This is a genomic window from Peribacillus sp. NPDC076916, from assembly GCF_050269675.1.
Classification (GTDB): Bacteria; Bacillota; Bacilli; order Bacillales; family DSM-1321; genus Peribacillus; species Peribacillus aracenensis.
The window spans coordinates 109,971-133,209 of the sequence record NZ_JBNNIU010000005.1; the positions used below are offsets into that span (position 1 = coordinate 109,971).

The window sequence follows — 23,239 nt, forward strand, 5'->3', positions numbered from 1 at the left end:
GATTATTTCAGCATGAACTTCATGAAGCTTTCAACATACCCTGAATCGATTTCCGGCATTTTCATTGATATCAATTCCATTTCCTTCTTGGTTTTGGATTGCAGGATTTCCGACTCTTTTAATTTTGTTGATTCATCAATTAACTGGGACAAAGCACTTAATGAATGAATCTCGTTAGATTGGGTCTTTTCTTTTAATGATTGTAACCATTCTTCCAAATCCAAGTTGGAGTAAGGTATTTCATTTTTTTCGAAGAAGGAGGTCACGAATTCACTTGAAACCCTCTGATCATTGAACATATGATAGATCCCGAGCTTTTGATCCGCATTCAATCTTGATATTTTGTAAATGAACTCACTTACAAAGTCGACTGGCATCAATTCAAAATGAATTTCCTCTTTAAATGGCAATATCCTTTGTTCAATAAATGATTCAAAAACCTTGTACAACATATCTTTCTCGTTCCAAACCCCGTTTGAATTAGATGAAATCCTGCCTAATCGGAAAATATCGATGGTCAGTCCATGTTCCCTTGCTTGAAGGAGCAATTTCTCGGCAACCCATTTGGACTGGCTGTACCCGATCATTAAATCGGGGGAGTAAACCAATTCGTCTTCCTCGTCCCATTTCCTTTCGCCGGTCAAGACAGAAAGCGTTGAGGCATAATAAATGTTTTTCCGAGTGTATGAAGAAGCAAACTTAATCATCTCCACTACACCATCCACATTTGAAATCTTTGATTTGCTATATGGCTCGAAGAAATTCGTTTCGGCACCGACATGATAGACTTGAGAAACATCATTGCTTAATTTCTCATATGTCATATCATCCAGACCAAATTGATGCTTACTAAGATCCCCTTCAATTACAACGATTCTACTTACGAAATCATCCTGCCAAAGACCATATTTCATTAAGGTATCTTTCAATCTATTTCTTGAAGGAAATCTAACCAGACAATAGATTTTGACATCTTCCATTTCCAGTAACAATTTATTTAATAGATGTGCCCCTAAAAACCCTGTTCCACCTGTAATCATTATATTTTTTTCAATCTCCACTGGTTTAGTGGATATTTCCCTTATTTTCTCCATCAACGCTGGAGCGAGAATGGAATCCTTTTCCATCACTGCTTCCATGCTGCCAGCTGAATCGACTTCAAGTGCCTCAACAAATTTATTGACTGTGTTATTTTCCAATAATACTTGTAAAGTGGCCTCAGGAAGTACGGTTTCCTTCATTACATAGACCAGTTTTGTAGCTAAAATGGAATGGCCTCCATTTTCAAAGAAGTTGTCGTCCAATCCTAGACTTGGATTTCCTAATACATTTTTCCAAATCTCCAATACTTCTTTTTTCTTTCCAGTTTCTTGATTGGTTAAGGAAGTTTTATTTTGCATGAAATCCATATCCAATAATTTGTCTTTATCCACTTTACCGTTGGCATTAAGCGGGAAATCATCCACTCTGACAAAAAAATGGGGAATCATATAATTCGGCAATTCATTGCTCAGATAGTCTTCAATATCCTTTTCAGCGTCAACCGCTTTTTCATCTTTATGTTTGTAATAAGCGATAACATAATTCTCACCATTGATGTTTTTAACAGCAACTACTGAACTTTCAATCTTCATGTATTTATCAAGCTTTTCCTGAATTTCATTCAATTCAATTCTAAAGCCGCGAATTTTCACTTGACTGTCTTTTCGGCCTTTGTACAGGATTTCACCATTGTGTAACCGGACGCCATGATCACCTGTTTTGTACCACTTCGCCTGATTCAAATCATCCATGATCAAAGCTTGTTCCGTTAATTGCGGCTGATTTAAATAACCTCTCATGACCCCTTGTCCGCCAATGTAGATCTCGCCTGCTTCCCCATCCTCTACCTCTACTTGTTCTTCAGATAGAATCTTGATTTCTACATTGCTTAACGGCTTTCCAATTGGAATAACATCGACATCTTTGTCTTCGACCTCATGGCAAATGGCAAAAGTCGTGCATTCAGTTGGTCCATACCCATTAATCAAGGAAAAATGACCGATTGTTTGCTTCAATCTTTTTACATGGGAAACCGAGATTTTATCTCCGCCAACCACAATTTTCTTTAATCCTTCAAAAATAAATGGATCCTCATCAACCATTGCATTAAAAAGACCTGTCGTAAAAAAAGCTACATCCACCTTTCCAACGGATATCACTTCTTTCCAATCATCAAAAGAAGTGAACTCATTCGACATCAAGAATAAAGTTGCGCCATTCAATAAAGCTCCCCATATCTCAAAAGTTGCGGCGTCAAAGCATGGGTTGGAAAATTGAGCCACTCTATTATTTTCGTTTATTTCAAGTATCTCAGAGTTCAATACTAAATTGACTACACTCTTTTGCTCTATCATTACCCCTTTTGGCTTTCCAGTCGTTCCTGATGTATAGATAACATATGCGAGACCATTCTCCGAAGAACGGTTAACGGGAATGTGCCCTTCCTTGCCTAGTTCATTAATCTCAAATGGAATTGGCTCAATATCCAATTCACGGAGCTTCCCTCCTTGGCCATTAAACGATAAAAAGAACTTCATATCCGTATCCGCAAGCATATATTCCAATCTTTTTAATGGGTACTTTTCGTCTATCGGAACATAGCAACAGCCTGACTTAATTATGGCAAGCATACCGATGATCAGTTCAATGGACCTTTTGCTTGGAATCCCGATCATTGTTTCTTCTTGAATCCCCAAATCAATGATCCTTTTAGCAAGATTATCTGAAAGAATATCTAATTCTTTATAAGTTATTTGCCTGCCATTTTCACAAAGTGCCGCTTTCGCCTGATTATCTTCCGCAACTTTTATAAAAGCTTCAGTTATTGACATCAATTTATTCGTCGTCATCGATTTACTTATCATCGGGCCCCAACTTTCAAGTGATTTATTAATTTACCAATAGATAGTAGTGTTTCATCTTCTGTTAGTTTCAAGAATATTTCCTGCATGGAATCCATAAAACGTAAAATTTCAATTTCATCGAATTTACTTTCTTTATAAATGATTTTATAATGCAGCTTGGATTGCACTACAGCCGCAGAGAACGTAAGATCAAAATTGGTCGATTCACTTCCAACTGAATCTTCAATCATGATTTGCGAATCTTCTGCCAGTTCTGTGCTCGGATAATTTTCAAATACAAATATATGTTGGAATAATTCCTTATCCCATGGAATTTCAGCGTATTTCTTTATATCCGTAAGTGAACTGAACTCATACTCTCTCATTTGTAATTGCTTGTTTTGAATAGCAGTTAGATAGGATTGCAAATCAACATCCCAATCGATTTTCAAAGAGAATGGCAGAGTATTGATCAATAAGCCTACAGCTGATTCAATATGCGGAATGCTTAGGTTCCTTCCTGAGCTTGTCACCCCATAGCATACCGAGTCGCTTTCACTTAGGTAGGATAGAACGATGCCCCAAACTCCTTGAACAACGGTATTAATGGTCTTTCTATGTCGCTTGGATAATTCTATTAATCTTTTGGTAAACTCTTCAGGTACGCTATATTCAATAACTTTATCCGATGTAAAAGCTACCTTATCCGCTTTATTACTCACTAGTGCTTTTACTTGTTCGAAATCCCTCAATTCTTTATTCCAAAAAGCTGCCTCTTCCTGTTTATTAATATTTCTGACATGATTCATGACTTGTTTATAAGCATTCTTATGTTCATCACTGTCTTTTGTCGTATTGGATGGGTTTCGGTAATTATCCAAAAAATGATTAATTACAATTTGCAGGCTCCAGCCATCTATTAAAGCATGATGATGTGTCCATATGAATTTATAGCGATGATCCGATAGCTGTATCAAAGTGATGTTCATGAGCGGACCATTTTCTAAATCCGTTTGTCTGTTTTTGCTATGCTCTAAAAGGTTGTCTATCTTGGATCCTGACTCGTCTTCACTAAACATCGTAAGATCCACATGATTAAACACATAATAAATGTCATTAAGTATGATTTGATAACGGTCCCCCAATTGATTGCGCCTGAAAACCGATCTTAGAACATCGTATTTTCTACAGGTTTCATTCCAGGCTTCTTCTAATTTAGCCAAGTCCAGATCACCCACTAAATCAATGGATAGCTGTGAAATATATTCAGGACTTTGGGTTACTTCACTATGGAATAACATTCCTTCTTGAAGTGATGTCACTGGGTAAATCTCTTCAATATTATTAAACTTATTTATGAAATGGGTGATCGTGCTTCCATCGACTATTTTCTCAGCTTCAAAATCCGTTTCGACAATGGAGTCATACAAATCTGCACTTCCACTTAATATTTTGTTTAAATGTACTTCAACTTCTTTACATATCATTCGGAAGTTCTCATTATTGCTATCGCCAATAATATTCAGCATGAGTCTATTGTTTACGATGCTGGCGACAAAATTGAGTTTATATGGAAATTTATAGTTCGAATCGATATTGCTGCTATTGGTTTGTGCCATATCACCCGTGTTATTAAACTGGCCTAGATAGTTGTAACTCACAAGGCTATCTGGATAGTTATGATTCCGATTGGAAATATACTTTAGGATTCCAAAGTCAAACCCTTTGTTTGGCACATTTCTCAATATGTTTTTTGTATTTCTTAAGGTTGAGCCCAAAGTCGCCATTCCTTTAATCCTTACTGGATAGATTGAGGTGAACCACCCAACCGTCCTTGATAAATCAATATCATCCTCAATATTCTCTCTTCCATGTCCTTCTAAATCGAGCCAAAATTCATCGATTCCCATTCGATTGGAAAGTGCATGTGCGATAACGGATAATAAAACTTCATCAATCGTCGTTTTATGTTTTCTTAAAGTGTTTTTAATGAGGTTTTGTGTTTGGGCCTCATCCACTACTATTTTGTACATGTTTTCAAAATCACACGTTTCTCCTAAGTCTTCCGTCAGCGGAGAAACCGGAACATTCATTTCCTTTTCCCAATATTGAACGGCCTCTTCCGGTAGGTCAGTGTTCTTGTATTCATTTAGTTTTTCGGACCATTGTTTATAAGAAGTCGTTTTTAGAGGCAGTGATGGTTCTTGTTCATTCTTTATCTGTTGATAGCATCTTTCGAAATGTTCAAGAAGTATCCTCCACGAAACACCATCAACCACAAGGTGATGAATCACCCAAAAAACCCTTACCTCCCTTTGATCCCTGAATAGAAGGAACCTCATCAAGGGGCCATTGTGTATATTCAAGCTTTGTTGGGCGTTTTCTTCCAGCTCATTAATTTCCTTCAAGCTTTTTTCATCTTTAAAACTTGAAACATGGTACTCATGAAAACCGTATACCGTATCAGCATTTGAAATATTGCCGATATATGTATCACCATGTTTTTCAAATAATGTCCTTAAAACATCGTGCTGATCAATTAATTTCATGATGATTTTTTTATAGTGTTCAGACGTCAACGTATTATCCTTCATCAAAACGACTGACTGATTCCAATGATGGATATTCTCATGGTTTTCATTAAAAAACCATGATTGAATTGGCGTCAACGGGACATAACCTGATACAGTTTCTTGAACCACTTGTTTTTGCTCCAGCTCATTTACAACATTCCCTAGCTCACGGACCGTTTGGCATTCAAATAAATCTTTAGGAGTTATAAATAAATCCTTTTCTTTGGCGGCAGAGCATATTTGAATACTGATGATTGAATCACCGCCACATTCGAAAAAGTTATCTTCCGGTCCTATAGTCGGATCGTTTAAAACATTTCTCCAGATTGTCAGAAGCTCTGTTTCAGTTTTGGACAATTCTTTCGCATCCAGCACTTTTTCCTGCCTCTCATCAAACTGTTCCGTCCATTTCGGCAGGGATTTCCGATCGACTTTTCCATTCGGCGTCAAAGGAAATTTATCCAGTTGCATAAAATGAGCAGGAATCATGAAAGCAGGCAGTGTTTCTTTCAATTTTCTTCTGATTGAATCTACCGAAACCTCATCATTCACCGTATAATAAGCAATTAGCCTTTTATGCTCAAATCCATCTTCCATTACCGTTACATAACTATCCTTGATTTCTGCTATTTTTCGTAATGAAACATTAATCTCCGATAGTTCAACACGGTATCCCCTTATTTTCACTTGATCGTCCGCCCTGCCTACATAAACTAATTCCCCAGCTTCGTTATGCTTAACTAAATCCCCAGTTCTGTATACTTTTTCGGCAGGGTTGAATGGATTGGCTACGAATCTTTCATTTGTCAGGCTCTCATTATTCAAATATCCCCTAGCTAACCCAATTCCCCCCACGTAAAGTTCTCCAACTGACCCTGCCGGCACTAGTTTCCGATTTTCATCCAACACAAGTACAACCGTGTTGGTCAAAGGCTTCCCGATCGATACAACGAATTCATCTGTAACATCCTCATTCGGGGGAAACATTTTAAAACTTGTACATACGGAATATTCCGTAGGCCCGTAGCCATTGAAAAACGCTATATGTTTAAACTTTGAAACGAGCTCAACTGGACATTCTGAACCTGCAGATCCCAATACTTTAATCGTGCTTAATTCAATGATTGGCAGTTCTTTCAACACAGCAGGCGGTAAAATGATATGAGAAATTCCTTCACGCTTAATTTGTTCAACAAGTTTACTCATGTCAAATTGATTTTCTTTATCTACACTTATATGCAGCTCGGCACCGAATAAGAGTGTGCTGAAAATCTCTATGACGGATGAATCAAAATTAAACGTGGCAAATTGCAGCACTTTAGCTGACGTATCCAAACACATCATTTCATTTTGGTTATAAACTAAGTTAATGATTCCACTATGTTCCAACATGACTCCTTTTGGCCTGCCTGTCGTTCCCGAGGTATAAATGACATATGCTAAGTCACTCTGATTCGCAATGTGAAGATTCGTTTCCATTAACAGATCCGATTCTTTTTCAATATCTTCAAAATATATTATTTTGGATGAGTCAATCAAACCATTCTTTCCGAGTTCTTTGTGACTCAAGCAATAGGAAATGGACGAATCTTCCACCATGTAGCTTAATCGTTCATCAGGATAATGAGGATCCAATGGAACATACGCAGCACCAGCTTTAATTACTGCCAACATCCCTGTCACCATATCAATTGATCGATTCATATAAATTCCGATTCTTTCTTCTTTAGAAATCCCTTTGCTTAGTAAATAGTGTGAGAGTCGATTGCTCTTATCATTCAATTCGCGATATGTAATGGTTCTCGGACCATCAACAATGGCTATCTTATCAGGAAACCGCTCAACAATTTTATGGAAGGCTTCTGGGATTGTGTCATTGATCCCCTCAAAGCGAATGGTTTCTCCCTGCCATTCTTCCAATAATACTTTTTCCTGCCGCATACTCACCACAGATACCTTGTCAATCGATCGTTCAGGCTGATAGGTAATTTTCCTAATCCACTCTAAGAAATTTTCAGCTAGTGTTTGAATCGTATGTTCATTGAAGAACCCTGAATTATACTCAAAAGCGAACAAAAGCTTATCCTCATATTCCTCTGCAGCTAAACTCAAATCGAATTTTGCTGCCTTTGATTTCATCACTTCAGGCGTTATCTTTATGTATTCACTTTCAAATGAAGCTTTGGCATTATTTTGTAAAATGAAGACGGTTTGAAATAATGAAGTGTTCGCTAAATTTCTTTCAGGGTTAATGACTTCAACAATTTTCTCCAATGTCATTTGCTGATGATCATAGATGTCGATGATATGGTTTGTATTTCTTTCAAGAATCTCTTCGAATGTCTCCTCAAGTCCCAGCTTTAATCTAAAGGGCAGTGTATTGACAAAATAACCTATCGATTTTTCTGTTCCTTCTATCATTCTATTCGCCAAAGGACTTCCAACGATGATATCGTTTTGACCTGTATATTTTGCTAGAAAAGACTGATACATCGTTAGCAGCGTCATGAATAATGTCGAGTTTTGTTCAAAGGACATCCTCTTTAAACCATGGAGCTCTTCACTTGTTAGTTCCACCATGAAACTACTGCCATCGGTGCGGTTTTCTTTTGTACGCATCGTATCTAAAGGAAGCTCCAATTTAGGTAATTCCCCAGATAGGTTTGTTTTCCAAAATAGCGATTCTTCTTTAATGTTATGTTCTAACCAGCTTTTCTGCTCAAAGGCAAAATCCTTATATTGTTTAAAGTCGTTTTCAAGGATGAGTTCCTTTTCATTCACTTCACTGTCATAAAAAGATAACCATTCGTCTAAAAATATACTCACTGACCATCCGTCAAAAATGAAATGGTGGAGATTCACAAATAAAACAGACTCTTTTTCGCTCAATTTAACCAGTTTCACTGTCATGAGAGGACCTTTTTCAATTTCAAAGATTTCCGACTGGACATCTTCTTCGATTTGCAGCATACGAGTCGATTGCTGTTCGGGCTTTAATGCAGTTAGGTCGATTTCATCTATTTTAATGTACAAATCTTCCTTGATTTCCTGGTAGCCTTTCCCGGCATTTTCACGGACGGTGGTCCTTAAAATCTCATGTCTATTAATGACACAGTTGACTGTTTTTTCCATAATCGAAGTATCCACTGCACCAGTAATTTTATATTTCTGAGGGATATTATAATTGGTTGTCTTACCATTAAGTTTTTCGTTGAACCACAAAGCCTCTTGGTTACTGGATAAAACATGATCTTTTTGTTGTGCTTCACTGTGATCTATGTCATGATCTGACATTTCATTAATGATGAAGGCCGTCAACGAATCAATTGTTGAATTTTGAAAAATATTTTTCAAGGTTAGAATTTGATTGTATTCTTTGTTTAATTTCGTCAATAACTTCATGGCTAAAATCGAGTGTCCGCCCACTTCAAAAAAATCGGCATTTTTATCGATTTGACTTGTTGATAAGACTTCCAAAAATGTCTTTTCCACGAAAGATGTAACTACTTCCGTTTCATCTTTCGGAGGCGTATTCACTTCCGGAAAGATCTTATGACTTAGCATTTTCAATGTAGGATTTTCAAACAAATCGGCTAGTTTCATATTCGCATCAAGTCTTTTATTTATTTTAGACACCAATTTCATGGCTGTTATCGAATGCCCGCCCAATTGAAAGAAATCAGAATCCTCATTAATCTCACTGTTCAAGAAAAACTCTTGCCATATTTCTTTAAGTTTTTGATTAACGGATGTGGATGCGATCTTATTGTTACTTGTTGCTTGATGTTTCTTACTCACATTATTTTTTAGTTTTGAAAAATCAACATCGACATATATTTCGTCAATTTGCTGTACTTTTGTAATTTGATGGGCAATCTGCATGAAGGCTGATTGGATATCATCTACTAGTGAACGTTCTAGGAAGCAGCCATTAAAATATAATTTGCATTTAATCGTATCTTTATTATCCTGGGCCTGTAATGATAATGGAAAGCTATGTGTCTCTTTCCCGCCTTCAATTTCCCAGTTAATTTCAAAACCATCGTTTTTCGCTTCCGGATAATTTTCATAAACAAATAAAGTTTCGAAAATGGGATCTTCCTTCTTTAAATTCGTATGCCTTTTGATATCCACTAAAGAAATTTGAGAGTAATCCAGCATATTGTTTAATGTTTCCTGGAAGCGTTTCAGTAAATCAGTAATGCTATCTGTATCGTTCATTTCAGCTATCATCGGGATCGTATTAATGAGTAGCCCAACAATTTCTTCGGATTTGAATAGGTTATTCGACCTGCCAGAGCTTACAATTCCAAAGACTATTCGATTTTGATTGGACATTTCCTTTAGGACGATCGACCAAATTAACTGTAATAATACATTCATCGTTACATGGTTTTTGGCGGCAAACTCCCTTAAAAGCTCACTCTGTTTCTTATCCAGCTCCCAAAATAGATCATTTTCCTGCTGTTTTTCCTTCACATGCTTCAGAGCGGGGAATGTGATTGTCGGCTGCTCAATATCCTTTGCTAGTTCTTTCCAAAAACGGTTTAGATCTTCCGCATCGATTTTATTCATGTACCGGATAAAATCTCCATATTGCTTTGGTTTTTCAATAAGCCGTTTAGATTCTTTTCCTACAATTCGGCTGTAAATAACGAAGAGTTCATCGATGACTATGCTGGAACTCCAGCCATCCAAAATTATATGGTGATGAGTCCAAATCAAGATATACTGATTTTCTTCAATTTTCACTAACTGGAGTTTCATCAAATTGGAGTTATTCACATCCATCTCCTGGGATTTGGATATCACTCTTTGAATTTCATTTAATTGATCATGTTTACTAAACTCTATCATATCGATTATTTCTGGTTGATAATCCATTGCATTGAAAACAACCTGAACATTGTTTTCGATATTTTTAGAGATGACCTTCATTCTTAATGCTTCATGACGTTCTACAACCTGGCTCCATGCCTGGAATAATGCATGTACTTCAAGAGAGCCCGTTATCCTGATTCGCATTTGAGAAATGTAAAGGTTCTCTGCTGTATTGTTCATTTCCAGTTCATAAAGGATTCCTTCTTGAAGCGGAGTTAATGAGTAGATATTCTGAATAGATTTCTCCAATTTTGCGCCTCCCGATTCCATTTTCTTGTGTCATCCATATCTGCCGACTGCAAACATTCTATTAAACTCTTTAATCCCCTTATTTATTGGAATTCAATATATGAAACAAATCTTCCTCAGTAAGCATCGCATCTGGAAAATCACTTTCTATTAAAGAAGCTGGGTCAAATTCAGTTCCCTTGATTTCCATGACGACATTACCAATAGCTTCTATTATTAAGTTCATCTTTTCTTCAGCTAATTTTGAGATTATTTTTATTGATAGTTTTCCGTCCTGGATCAATGCCAGGAAATGGATTTTTGGTTTTTTTTCAAATTCACCAAAGTCCCTGCTTTTGGATGATTCAAATTGGGAGTCCAATTTTCCTAAATAATTAAAAGTAACGTGGATATCCGGCTCCTTAATGACCCCAGGGCGTAAATATTTGATAACACCATAATCAAAACCTTTATTTGGAATTTCCCTTATAGCATTCTTCGTGTTTTTTAAAGTGTCATCAAATGTCTCTCCTGAATGCAGCAATATCGGATACATCGCAGTAAACCAGCCGACGGTCCGAGTAACATCCATTGTTTCATCCGCCATTTCCCTGCCATGCCCTTCTACTTCGATCCAGAAGTTCTTCACCTCAAAAGATTTTTTAAAACTCTTTGCAATTAATGACAACAATACTTCTTCCACTGTCGCTTTTGATTGCCTTGAAAATTCCTGGAGCAATAATTCAGTTTCTTCTTCACTGAATGATTTCTCCATTGTTCTTTCTTCTTTAGCTATAAAGTCTTCCGCTGCCTTAAAATCCGTTATTTCACTTTTTGTTTTTTGTTCCCAATAACGGATTGTATCAGGGTCCATCAACGATTCATTATATTTTTTCAAGAAGTTTGACCAGTCTTTGAATGATGAAGTTTTATAAGCAAGCTTCCCTGTTTGATTGTTCAATGCTTGATCATGGAGAGCATTGAAATCTTCAAGTAAAATTCTCCAGGAAACTGCATCAATCAATAAATGATGGATTACCCAAAAGAAGCGATACTTGTTTGATTGTTCTTTTAAAACAAGCATTTTCATGATCGGTCCATTACTTATGTCCAATGAACGCTGAGCCTTACTTTCCCATTCATCTCTCATTCTTATTCGCGTTTCATCATCTAAATGATGTAAATCCTTATAGACTAACTCCCATGTTTTATGTTTTGAGTCTATATTCCCGATATATTTATTTTCATGTTTTTTAAATAGGGTTAACAATCCATCATGATGTTCCACGATTTGAGATAGAATTTTTTCAATGTCCTCCATTTGAGCACAGGAATCCTTACTAAAAACAATGGACTGGTTCCAATGATTGATGGAAGTCGTGTGTTCTGCAAAGAACCATTCTTGGATGGGGGTCAGTTCCACATTCCCCCTAGTGGCTATTGGTTGAATCATGACCTTATTTTCGGTTTTCGCGATCGTTGCCAGCTCTGCTACCGTTTGATTTTCAAAAATGGATTTTGGACTGATGATTATATTTTCCTGCCTTGCTAGAGAACATATTTGAATGCTCTGAATGGAATCACCGCCAAGTTCAAAAAAGTTATCCCGGATACTTATGTCATCCAGCCCTAGTACCGTCTTAAAAATCTGAAGAAGCACTTTCTCATTGATCGTCTCAGGTTCTTCCAATGTATTGCTTCTAGTTACGGGTACCGGTAGAAGCGCTGAATCAATTTTCCCATTTGCATTTAACGGAAATTTATCCACTTGCATAAAGAAGGAAGGAATCATGTAACTAGGTAATCTCTCTTTTAAAAATGCTTTCAAGTGGTCATAATCAACTTGTTGTTTGGATGTGAAATAAGCGATTATTTGTTTATTTAAGTTTGGCTGATCCTGAACCTTAATGAATGAGTCACTTACTTGAGGATACGCATTGAGATTGACCGAAATCTCATCAACTTCCACCCGGAAACCTCTTATTTTCACTTGATTATCTTTACGCCCCAGAAAAATCAACTCACCATCACTCGTGAATTTTGCAAGGTCGCCGCTGCGATATAAACGCTTTCCAGATTTAAAAGGATGATCAATGAACTTTTCTTTCGTTAAATCATCATTATTCACATAGCCAACAGCTAACCCTTCACCACCAATATATATTTCCCCTGCGGCACCTATCGGGACAAGCTTTTGCTCCGGACTTAGTAAATAGATATCAGTATTCAGGATAGGTTTGCCTATCGATACTTTATTATTAGCAGTCTCATTGTTTTCGAACGCTTTAAACATTTCAATCGTGGTCCATACTGAATATTCCGTTGGACCGTAGGCGTTATAAAAGTTTATATTTCGATAGCGATCCAGCAAAGCTAATGGACATTCAGATCCGGCCGAACCAACGAACTTCACATCAGATCCCTCAATATTGAGTTCTTGCAAAACTGCAGGCGGCAATACTAGGTGAGTTAACTTTTCATTTTTGATTTGATTTTCCAAAGCGAATAAATCAAACATTTCCTCCTTATTATTCCCGATATGCAGCTCTGCACCATTTAATAAGCTTCCAAAAATCTCATAGATGGAAGCGTCAAAATTAAAAGTGGCAAATTGTAATACCCTAGAGGTCTCATCAAGTTGTAAGTACTTGTTTTGGCTTATTATTAAATTCACTACTCCTCTATGGGATAACATGACACCTTTAGGTTTTCCAGTCGTTCCCGAAGTATAGATTATGTAAGCCAGATCGGATGGCGCAATCGATTCGTTACAGCAATCGGTATCCACGTAATGGACGGATTCAAGATTGATCACTTTAGCTATTTTTTTTAAGGCAGGAACCTCAATTTGATTCGTAATGCATATATCCATTTTCGAATCATTGATGATATATTCCAACCTTTCAGCTGGCAGCATGGGATCAAGCGGAACATATGCACATCCGGCTTTAATGATTCCCAACATGCCTATCACCATATCAATCGATCTGTTTACATGCAGGCCTACCTTATTGGAGCCATTTTCGATATTATTTCTAAGCAATTTAGCAATCACATTTGATCGTTGATCTAATTCCGAATAGGTGATGGACTTACCATTATCAGCAACGGCTAATTTGTTTGAATGCTTCTTAACGATTCTTTCGAATATGGAGGTGATCGTCTCATTTTGATGTGCATCCGAAACCTCACCTTGCCACTCAAATAACAATTGATTCATTTGATTGTCATCTAAATGCTCCAAAAGACGTATAGGTCTATCTGCATTTCTGCAAATTTGGAATAACCATTTTTCAAAACTCAACATGAGTCTTTCAATTGTTTCCCGTCTAAAAAGTTCATCGGAATACTCAAACTCTAGGATCAGGTTATGGGAACCTTTCACTTTTATGGTCAGGTCATAATTTGAATAAGGAATTTCGAATTTGTCTTGTTCAAGAGTGAAGAATGAATTGCTAAAGTTCCCATCAAAGCTTTCTTCCATTGCCAGTGCTGTTTGGAACAATGGGGAATGGCTGAGATCCCTGTCCGGATTTATGATTTCAACGATTTTTTCAAATGGAAAGGCCTGATGTTCCAATACATCCAAAATCACTTTACGATTTCGGTTCAATATTTCATGAAATGATTCTGTGGCATCCACGGTCAGCTTCAATGGCAGCGTATTGACAAAGCATCCAACTGTCCGGGCAAATTCTACCTGGCCTCGGTTTGCCACGGTACTCCCGACAATGATTTGATTCTTCCCGGTATATTGACTTAAAAACACTTGATAGGCGGTCATCATAAAAGCATATAAAGTCGTGCCATTCTCCTTTAAAATCCTGTCTATCAATACATGGAGTTCGTCCGTTATCGTCATTTCCAGCCTTCCACCTGAGTATGAAGGTGATTTTGGACGTTGAAAGTCAAATGGAAGTTCCAATGCGTCTTCCTCTTGATCTAAATAACTTTCCCAAAACCTCCTTTGGCTTGGCGTACTTTCCTTGACCCACTCCTTATGCCAGACAGCATAATCTAAATATTGTATGTCAAGAGGAGGAATATCCCCAACCTTGCCCGTTTGAATTCTTTCATAAATCTCCATTAACTCTTCGAAAAAGGTGACAAACGATACTCCATCAAAAATGATATGGTGGAAATTGCATACTAAATAATGCTTTTCTTCGTCAATTCGAAATAGTTTCATATTAAATAAATGATCATTTTCCAGGTCGAAACATCTTTCCATTTCTTCAGTAAGATGGGAGGTGACCATTATATTACTGACTTCGGGATCTACTTCCCGACAGTCCTCATAGGCAATTATGTTTCTGCTTTTTTTTGATAAGAATTGAAGGATTTGATGTTCTTCACCCTTGAAATTGGTTCGCAATGTTTCATGGCGTTCAATCATGAAATCTAATGCCTGTTGCAGGTCATCGATGTCCACTATGCCATTTAAAATGAATTTAAATGGCATATTATAGAGCATTTTCCTTTCATTCAGGCTGTCAAACAGATACATCCGATCTTGATTATGAGATAGCATCCCTTCACTTTTCCCACGTTTATAAGGCTTATTTACCTCGACTTCCCTCATGCTGATGAGCATGTCCAGAAAACTTGCCAGCTTTTCTATATTCCATTGGCTTGAAATGATTTCCGGTGTTAATTGAATACCAAACTCCCGTTTTATCAAAGACAAGAACTCATCTTTTTTTTCATTTGTGCTTAGTGATTCATTCATATCCTCCATTAGTGAAATTTTAAAAGGTTTGATAACAATTGAAATCAAGTTTAATAGCCTATCTTCCGTTTCACTGATTATCCTGTTCATAGAAAAACACCTCAATTCTTTTCCATTCAACCTAACTTATTAATATCATCCAATTGTTTGATGAGTACGGATAGTTCCTGGATGGTTGATTGTTCGAACATCACTTTGATTGGCAATTTCACTCCCATGTTATTCTTCACCATTTGAATGAATTGCATGGCTAAAAGGGAATTCCCGCCTAAGTCAAAGAAGTTGGAATCTGTACCTATCGTGTCTTGTTCTAAAATCTCTTTCCAAAATCCGATAAGCTTTTCCTCAATTAACCGTTCCTTCACAGCAATAGTTGTTCCCATATATATTCCCCTCACTTAACTTTCATTTTTTCTAACATTTCGCTTAAGATTCGATTAAATATAGAAAGGACTGATGACCTTAACTTTGGAGTGACCGCTGCCTCATTAAACTTAATTTGAACACTTGAACCAGGGGTGATGATAATGACGATTGGATAATGGGTCGTTTCCCGTCCTTCTTTCAAACTCACAATGATTTCATCATTATTAGCTAGTACCATAGGATAGTTTTCAAAAGCATATAATGATTCAAACAAATGATTCTCCAAATTAGCCCACTCATAAATCTCTGATAATGGTGTATTCTCATAGGCACTTAGTTCCAAAAACTCTTTTTGAACTTCATCGAGCAGCTCAATGTAAGTCTTTTCTTGGCTGATATGCTTTATAAATGGCACAGTATTGATAAATGGACCAACCATGGCCTCAATATTCCGGACTGGGATATTCCTGCCGGATGTAACTACGCCGCAGCATACATTTTCCGTACCTTTTACTTCTTTTAAAGTGGCTAGCCATATAGTTAGAAAGAAAGTATTCATGGTAATCTTGTATTCCTGACAGAATCGTTGAATGGTATTAATCAATTCCTCATCCAGTACTTTCAAGTAACCATCTTCAATGTATCCCTCGCCTTCCAATACTCCCGTTATACTGGATCCGGAATTTCGGACACCCTCCAATTTCCCTGCCCAATATTTCCGCAGCTCCTCATTACTCGTATAACCTTTCATATATTCAACATACTCTTTAAATGAAGCACTACCGGATGATGATGGTGTTATTGAATGATAAGAATTAAAGATGTCATTAATAACCATCGAATAACTCCAGCCATCCATAATAATATGGTGGAATGTCCATATTAATTGGTATTCATTGTCCGTATGCTTAACGATCATGAAGCGATTCAACCTATTGTTCTCGATATCTATCATCTTATATTGATCCGCTAACAACTTTTCCAGCTTTTCTTGTTGTTCCATTATTTCTTCATATTCAATCTCGGTATCCACGGAATTCATTAGCAGTTGGTAGAATAACCCTTTTTTACTCGAATATAATTTCGTTTTTAAAATGTCATGTTTCCCTGCCGTTGTCGCAATGGCATTCTTTAATTTTTCGACGTCCAGGAAACCTTTAATATCAAATATGAGTTGCACTTTATACTGGCTGCTCTCACTATCAAACAAGCTATGGTACAACATCCCTTTTTGCAAAGCAGTCAATTCATAAATATCAACAATTCCTGTTTCTTTGCGCAGTAGTTGGTTAAGTTCCTCTTCAGGCATATCCAACAATGGAAAGTCCTCCGGACGGTACATCTGTTTTACCAATTTTGTTTCTTCTTCCAATGTCCGTAACAATTCCGGCAAATTGCGTTGAATATATCTCTCAAAATCTTCTTTTACGAAATGTCTGTTATAGTTTATTTTTATAGTTTGCTCTTCGTTCACTACAAGCAATTCAATATCGACTTCATGCTCGGTATAGGCATTATATTGAATATCTTGTTCACTAAAAAAGATGACCTCTTTTGCAGCCAATTCATTACTTTGGTGAAATCTCCCTAAATTATTAAAACTGATAATCGGCCTATTTCGTTTCATATGTGTCTCGCCACATAATTCGGTCAGGATCCCATACTCGATCCCTTTATTAGGCAGTGTCCTTAACTTTTTCTTTGTACCTTGAATCGTGTTCGAAATGGTTTCTTTATTTTCTATATAAACCGGGCACATAGTCGTAAACCATCCTACTGTCCTGGACAAATCGACACCTGCAAATAATTCTTCGCGACCATGTCCTTCCAAAGTGAAATGAATATCCTTTTTATTAAAATAATTCCCGATTAGCGTTGCGAAAATGGATAAATATATTTCATCAATGGATGCTTTATACGCTTTTGTCATTTCATTATAGATTTTGTTTGTAATCTCTTTATTCAGCTTCAATTCAAATGACTTTCCATCGTAAACATTCCCTGTTTTGACTAGGGCACTTTCGTTTACTGCCTCATATTCATTCTGCCAGTACTCTTTAATGCCTAATGGAATGCTATTTTTGTATTGGTTTAGATTATTCGCCCATTCCTTATATGATGTCGTTTTATTATCCAGTTTTAGTTCTTGATCGTTGATATCCTGAATATATAGCCGATCAAAATCTTCGATCAAGATTCTCCAGGAAACCCCATCAACAAGTAAGTGATGAATGATCCAAATGATTACATGCTCATTTTGGCCAGTATTGATGCATTCAATTTTCATCAGTGGACCGTTTGAAATGTTCATGCCCTGCTGTGCATCGTTCCCGAGTCTAGCTATTTCCCGTTCCTGTCCATCTTTATTCATATTCGATAGATTTACATAATTCATAGTCCAATTTTCAGTCGGGTCGATATGCTTTTCCACTTTCGAAAATGCTTCATCTTTATTGAACCTTGATCTCAGCACATCATGATGCCTAACGATATGAGCCATGATCTTTTGCATCCGTTTCTCATTCATCTTCGGGTAGCCCTTTAACGTTACAGATTGATTCCAATGATTATAATTATTTATTTGTTGAGTGAAAAACCAATTTTGAATAGGTGTAAATGGCGCCTTTCCAAAAACATCAGACTGATTTATCGTTAAATCGCCAGTCAATTCCACAACCTTTGCCAGCTCTTCGATGCTTTGTTTTTCAAAGATGTTTTTTGAAGTAATGAAAAGATTTTCTTTCTTGGCAAGTGAACAAATTTGAATGCTTAGGATGGAGTCTCCCCCACATTCGAAAAAGTTATCAAAGATGGTTATTTCCTGATTATTCAGTACCTCTTTCCATATCTTTAACAATTTTTGTTCCGTTTCATTAATGGCACTTTTGTTGTCGGTTCCTTCCGTATTCGTTTTAGTATCCGGCAGACTCTTCATGTCGACTTTGCCGTTAACCGTTAGCGGAAATGACTCCATTTTAATGAAATAAGAAGGAATCATATATTGGGGAAGATGATTCTTCATATAATCCCGGATATAATTTTCTTCCAGGTCATTGTCGGAGATATAATAAGCAATGATGAATTTCTTTGCCTTAGATTCATCTTTTATCGCTATAAAACAATCCTTTATACCTGTGCATTTATTTAGAACGGCACTGATCTCGCCAAGTTCGATACGATATCCCCTGATTTTCACTTGGTCATCCGCTCTGCCTGCAAATAGTAAATTTCCATCCTCGGTATACTTAACTAAATCCCCTGTTTTATATAGCTTCCTTGAAGGATTGAACGGATTTGGGATGAAGCTTTCAACGTTTTTCTCCGGATTATTTATATATCCTCTTGCAATGCCTCTCCCGCCGATATACAGCTCTCCTATTTGACCCTTAGGAGTTGGCTTCATCCTGGTGTTGAACACATATGCTTCTGCATTTAAAATCGGCTTTCCGATCGGAATCACTGTATCATCACTTGGAAGTACCTTATATGCTGTCGAAACGACGGTGCCCTCAGTCGGCCCGTAATTATTATATAAATCAAAGTTCAAATGATCGGGTATCGTTTTTAAACGATCTCCCCCTGTCAAAATGGCTCTGATTGATTCTGGAAATTTCATATCGTTGATAAATAATTGCTCGAGCAGTCCCGTTGAAAAAAACGCGAGTGTGACTTTCTCCTTTTCTAACTTCTCCGAAAGGATTTCCACATCCAATAAATCATAGTAATCCAATATCAGGAGTTTATTCCCATTTGTCAAGTAAGGGAATATCTCCCAAACGGAAGCATCAAAAGATGTATTCGAAACTAGTACTGCTGCATCTTTTCCATCGACAGAATAATAATTGATATGCCAATTACAGAGGTTAGCCAACCCTCCATGTTCAATCATGACCCCTTTAGGTTTACCTGTTGTTCCTGAAGTGTAGATGATATAGGCCAGATCACTTTCCGATATCTTTCTTGAAACGAATTCTTCGCATTCAATTTCCCGTTCTTTTAGTATGTCTTCGATACATATTAGTTTCCCTTCATCACCGGGATACTTTGAAAGTCCTTCTTCATTACTTAAACAATATGTGAGTTGAGAATCCTCAATCATATGTTTCAGCCGTGACTCTGGTTGTGACGGGTCCAAAGGCACATATGCCGCCCCAGCTTTCATAATGGCTAAAATGGCCGTAACCATATTGATCGATCGATCCATAAAAATCCCGATTCTATCTTCTACATTTACATGGTTCTGGAATAATCGGTGTGCCACCTGATTTGCCCGGGCATTTAACTCGCTATACGTCACCTGGTCATCACCATGAACAATGGCAACATCATTGAAATTTGTACTTACTTTATTCTCAAACCTAGCAATTACATCTTCAAAACGATGATCTTCCACTTCTTGATTTACATTGCCTGTACCCATTTCGATTATCGATCGTAACTGTGCAGGCTCTAAATAGGTGATGTCCTTTATCTTCTTGTTTCCCTCGGTTGTAATCTCTTGCAGCCAATACTGAAAATTACTAGCCATTCTTTGAATCGTCGCTTTATTAAATAATGATTTGTTGAATTCAAACGAAATGAATATTTCATCCCCATCCATTTCTTCTGCCTGGACAACTAAATCAAATTTAGCTTTAAAGGTATTGATTTTTTTCGGCTTTAACGTGAAATTTCTATATGCCAGCTTTTCTTTCTGGTTATTTTGCAGGACAAATACTGTATCGAATAATGGCGTAGTTTCCATGGTTCTTTCTGCCGATAAATATTTCAAAATTTCCTTAGCAGGTAAATTTTGATGGTCAAAAACACCTGCAATATTTTTTATATTTTTCCGCAAAATTTCTTCAAATGAATCTTCCTGGGATACATTTAATTTAAAGGGCAATGTGTTAACGAAATATCCTATCAATTGTTCAGTGTCCACATGGTTTCTCTTTGCCAAAGGACTCCCGACGACAACTTCCTCTTCATCAAAGTACACTGATAAAAAGGTTTGATAGGCAGTAAGTAAACTCATGAACAAAGTCGATTTCGTTTTTTTATGAAGACTTTCCAGGTTGTTTTGAATTTCTTTAGGTAACAAAAAGCTGATAATATCGGAAGTGCTTTTACCTTCTCCGGTTTTTTGATGATCATATTGTAATAAAGACTTTTGCCGTAATGCAGTTATTTCATTACTCCAGAACTCATTATCCTTACCACTTACATAATTTGGCGAGTTTTTTTGCCATACAGCATAATCTCCATATTGGATTGATTGGTTATTTCTATCATTTCGTTCACCATTCTTGATTTCCTCATAAATGGAAAGCCAATCATTGATCATTAATGGAATCGACCAACCATCAAAAATAATATGGTGGATGTTACATAATAATTGATATTCACATTCATTTGTCTTCACTAGCGCAATCGATAAGAGGGGACCATTTCCTAAATCAAATTGCCTTTCCGTTTCTTCCTTCACCAAGTGATTTATTTTTTCTTCCTGCATGTCTAGAGGAAGATCCGAAACATCGAAATAGGTAATGTCATGATGAATCGACTCATCGAAAGCCAAGGTGCCCATTCCAGCTTCTTCTCTAATGACACTTTTTAAAATTTGATGTTTATTGCTTAGCTTATCTAAAGATAGTTCCAGATTTCCTTCATTCACTTCACCTGATATTTCATACGAAAAAACGATGTTATATAACGACTTGTCTGCATTGGTTTGGTGAATGAACCACAAATTTTCTTGTTCATATGTTAAAGGGTATGTATTTCTGGCATTAATATTGATCGGTGTATAATCTTGCTTTACCCCTTCTTTTTGACGAGTTTCTATGACTCGGGATAATTTCATAATCGTGTCGTTCTCCAATAAAACTGAAGGAGCCATTTCAATTTGAAATTGATTTTTAATATTGACAATTAATCTCATTATCGATAATGAGTTCATTCCACATTCAAGTAGGGACTGATTATTTTTTATAACCCCATTGCCTATGATGCCACCAACCAATTCTCTTACTTTTTCACTAATTGTTTCAGCCACTGGACTCTCGATATTTGATGGAGCTTCACAGTCTTTTATGACGAATTTGGGTAATAAGGATTTATCCAGTTTGCCATTTACCGTTAGGGGGATGCTGTCCACCTTGATAAAAAAGCTTGGGATCATATAGGCTGGCAATGAGCTCTTTACACTTTCCCTCAAATAATCAGCAGCTAATTCTTCATCAGCAACATAGTATAAAAATAAGTGCATATCATCATTAAACGCTTTATCCATCGTAACGACTGCATTCTTGATGTTTTTCAAATCATTATACGAGCTCTCTATTTCCCCTAATTCAATCCTGAAACCTCTTAACTGCACTTGCTCATCATTCCTGGCGATATATTGCAGATCACCATCATCCAAAACTTTCACTACATCCCCTGACTTATAGTAGCGAACATTATCAATATCCGTAAATTTCAGCTTATTCATCATGGTATTTTTATAATAGCCTAGCGAAACACCTTTTCCTGAAACGTATAACTCGCCCTCTTCATCTCCAGTTACTTCTTCTCCATTTTGATTCATCACCTTGAACCCAAGATGAGGCAAGACTTTTCCGATATTCGTAATTCCTTTTTCACAATCACTCTTAGTTATTTGTTTGTATGTTACATGAACGGTGGTTTCAGTTATTCCGTACATATTTATTAACTTTGGCAGCCTGTCATTTTCGGGAGAAAACCACTGTGTCAATTTCTTGAAGTTTAATGCTTCCCCTCCAAAAATGATGTATTTTAAACTTAATTCATTTTGTCGGTTTATGAGCTCACCAATCACCTCGAAGAAAGCGCTTGGTGTACAATTGAAAACGGTTGTTTGTGTACTTATCAATAAATCAACAAAGGATATTGGATTTCTGCTTTCCTCAAATGAAACCACTACAACTTCTCCGCCATATATCCAAGCCCCCCACATCTCCCAGACGGAGAAGTCAAATGCGTAGGAATGGAAAAATGTCCATATATCTTTATTATTAAACTCGAACAAACCGTCGCAGCCTAAAAACAAGTTCATGACATTTTCATGTGAAACGCAAACTCCTTTAGGCTTACCGGTAGAGCCCGATGTGAAAATGATATAGGCTGGATCCTTTGGATCAATTAAGATATGGAAATTCTCACCGGTTATATCATTTGAATTCTCTATCACTTCATCGAGGGTTACATAATTGCAATCAATGCCGCTAATCCGGCCATTATCCCCAATCAATAACTTCAATTCTGAGTTCTTTATTATATGCTTTACTCTTTCATCAGGACTTTTAGGGTCGATAGGTACATAGGTAGCCCCCAATTTAAGGAGTGCTATGATTAAAAATAAAACATGCTCCGACTTTTCAATATAGATTCCGACATTATCACCTTTATTTATCCCTTTGTTTTTTATGTACATCGCCATTTTATTTGCCAAGATATTCGTTTCTTTATAAGTAAATTGCTGATCCTTATTTCTTACTGCAATATTGTCTCCATATTCCCTAACACTTTCTTCAAATAGATTCGCTAAAGAATTCATCTTCATCATTTTCCCC

General features: G+C 36.8%; 5 protein-coding genes. All 5 read right to left on the reverse strand.

The genetic code is table 11. From position 1 onward, the window contains the following. Window positions 1-2 precede the first annotated feature (2 nt). The gene (locus tag ACQKFG_RS17350) at window positions 3-2,906 is read right to left on the reverse strand and encodes a non-ribosomal peptide synthetase (protein ID WP_427561040.1); all 2,904 of its coding nucleotides are present in this window, start codon (window positions 2,904-2,906) and stop codon (window positions 3-5) included. Further along, a complete protein-coding gene (locus tag ACQKFG_RS17355) occupies window positions 2,903-10,588 on the reverse strand; it encodes an amino acid adenylation domain-containing protein (RefSeq protein ID WP_427561043.1) in 7,686 nt (2,561 codons plus the stop codon). The genes ACQKFG_RS17350 and ACQKFG_RS17355 overlap by 4 nt, the downstream gene beginning before the upstream one ends. A 79-nt stretch (window positions 10,589-10,667) precedes the next feature. Then, window positions 10,668-15,386 carry an amino acid adenylation domain-containing protein gene (locus ACQKFG_RS17360; RefSeq protein ID WP_427561046.1) on the reverse strand — a complete coding sequence of 1,573 codons (4,719 nt, stop codon included), beginning with the start codon at window positions 15,384-15,386 and terminating at the stop codon, window positions 10,668-10,670. A gap of 26 nt (window positions 15,387-15,412) precedes the next feature. Further along, the gene (locus tag ACQKFG_RS17365; protein ID WP_369618714.1) at window positions 15,413-15,679 is read right to left on the reverse strand and encodes a phosphopantetheine-binding protein; all 267 of its coding nucleotides are present in this window, start codon (window positions 15,677-15,679) and stop codon (window positions 15,413-15,415) included. Window positions 15,680-15,690: 11 nt separating this feature from the next. Then, window positions 15,691-23,229 carry an amino acid adenylation domain-containing protein gene (locus ACQKFG_RS17370; RefSeq protein ID WP_427561050.1) on the reverse strand — a complete coding sequence of 2,513 codons (7,539 nt, stop codon included), beginning with the start codon at window positions 23,227-23,229 and terminating at the stop codon, window positions 15,691-15,693. Between the last annotated feature and the right edge of the window lie 10 nt (window positions 23,230-23,239).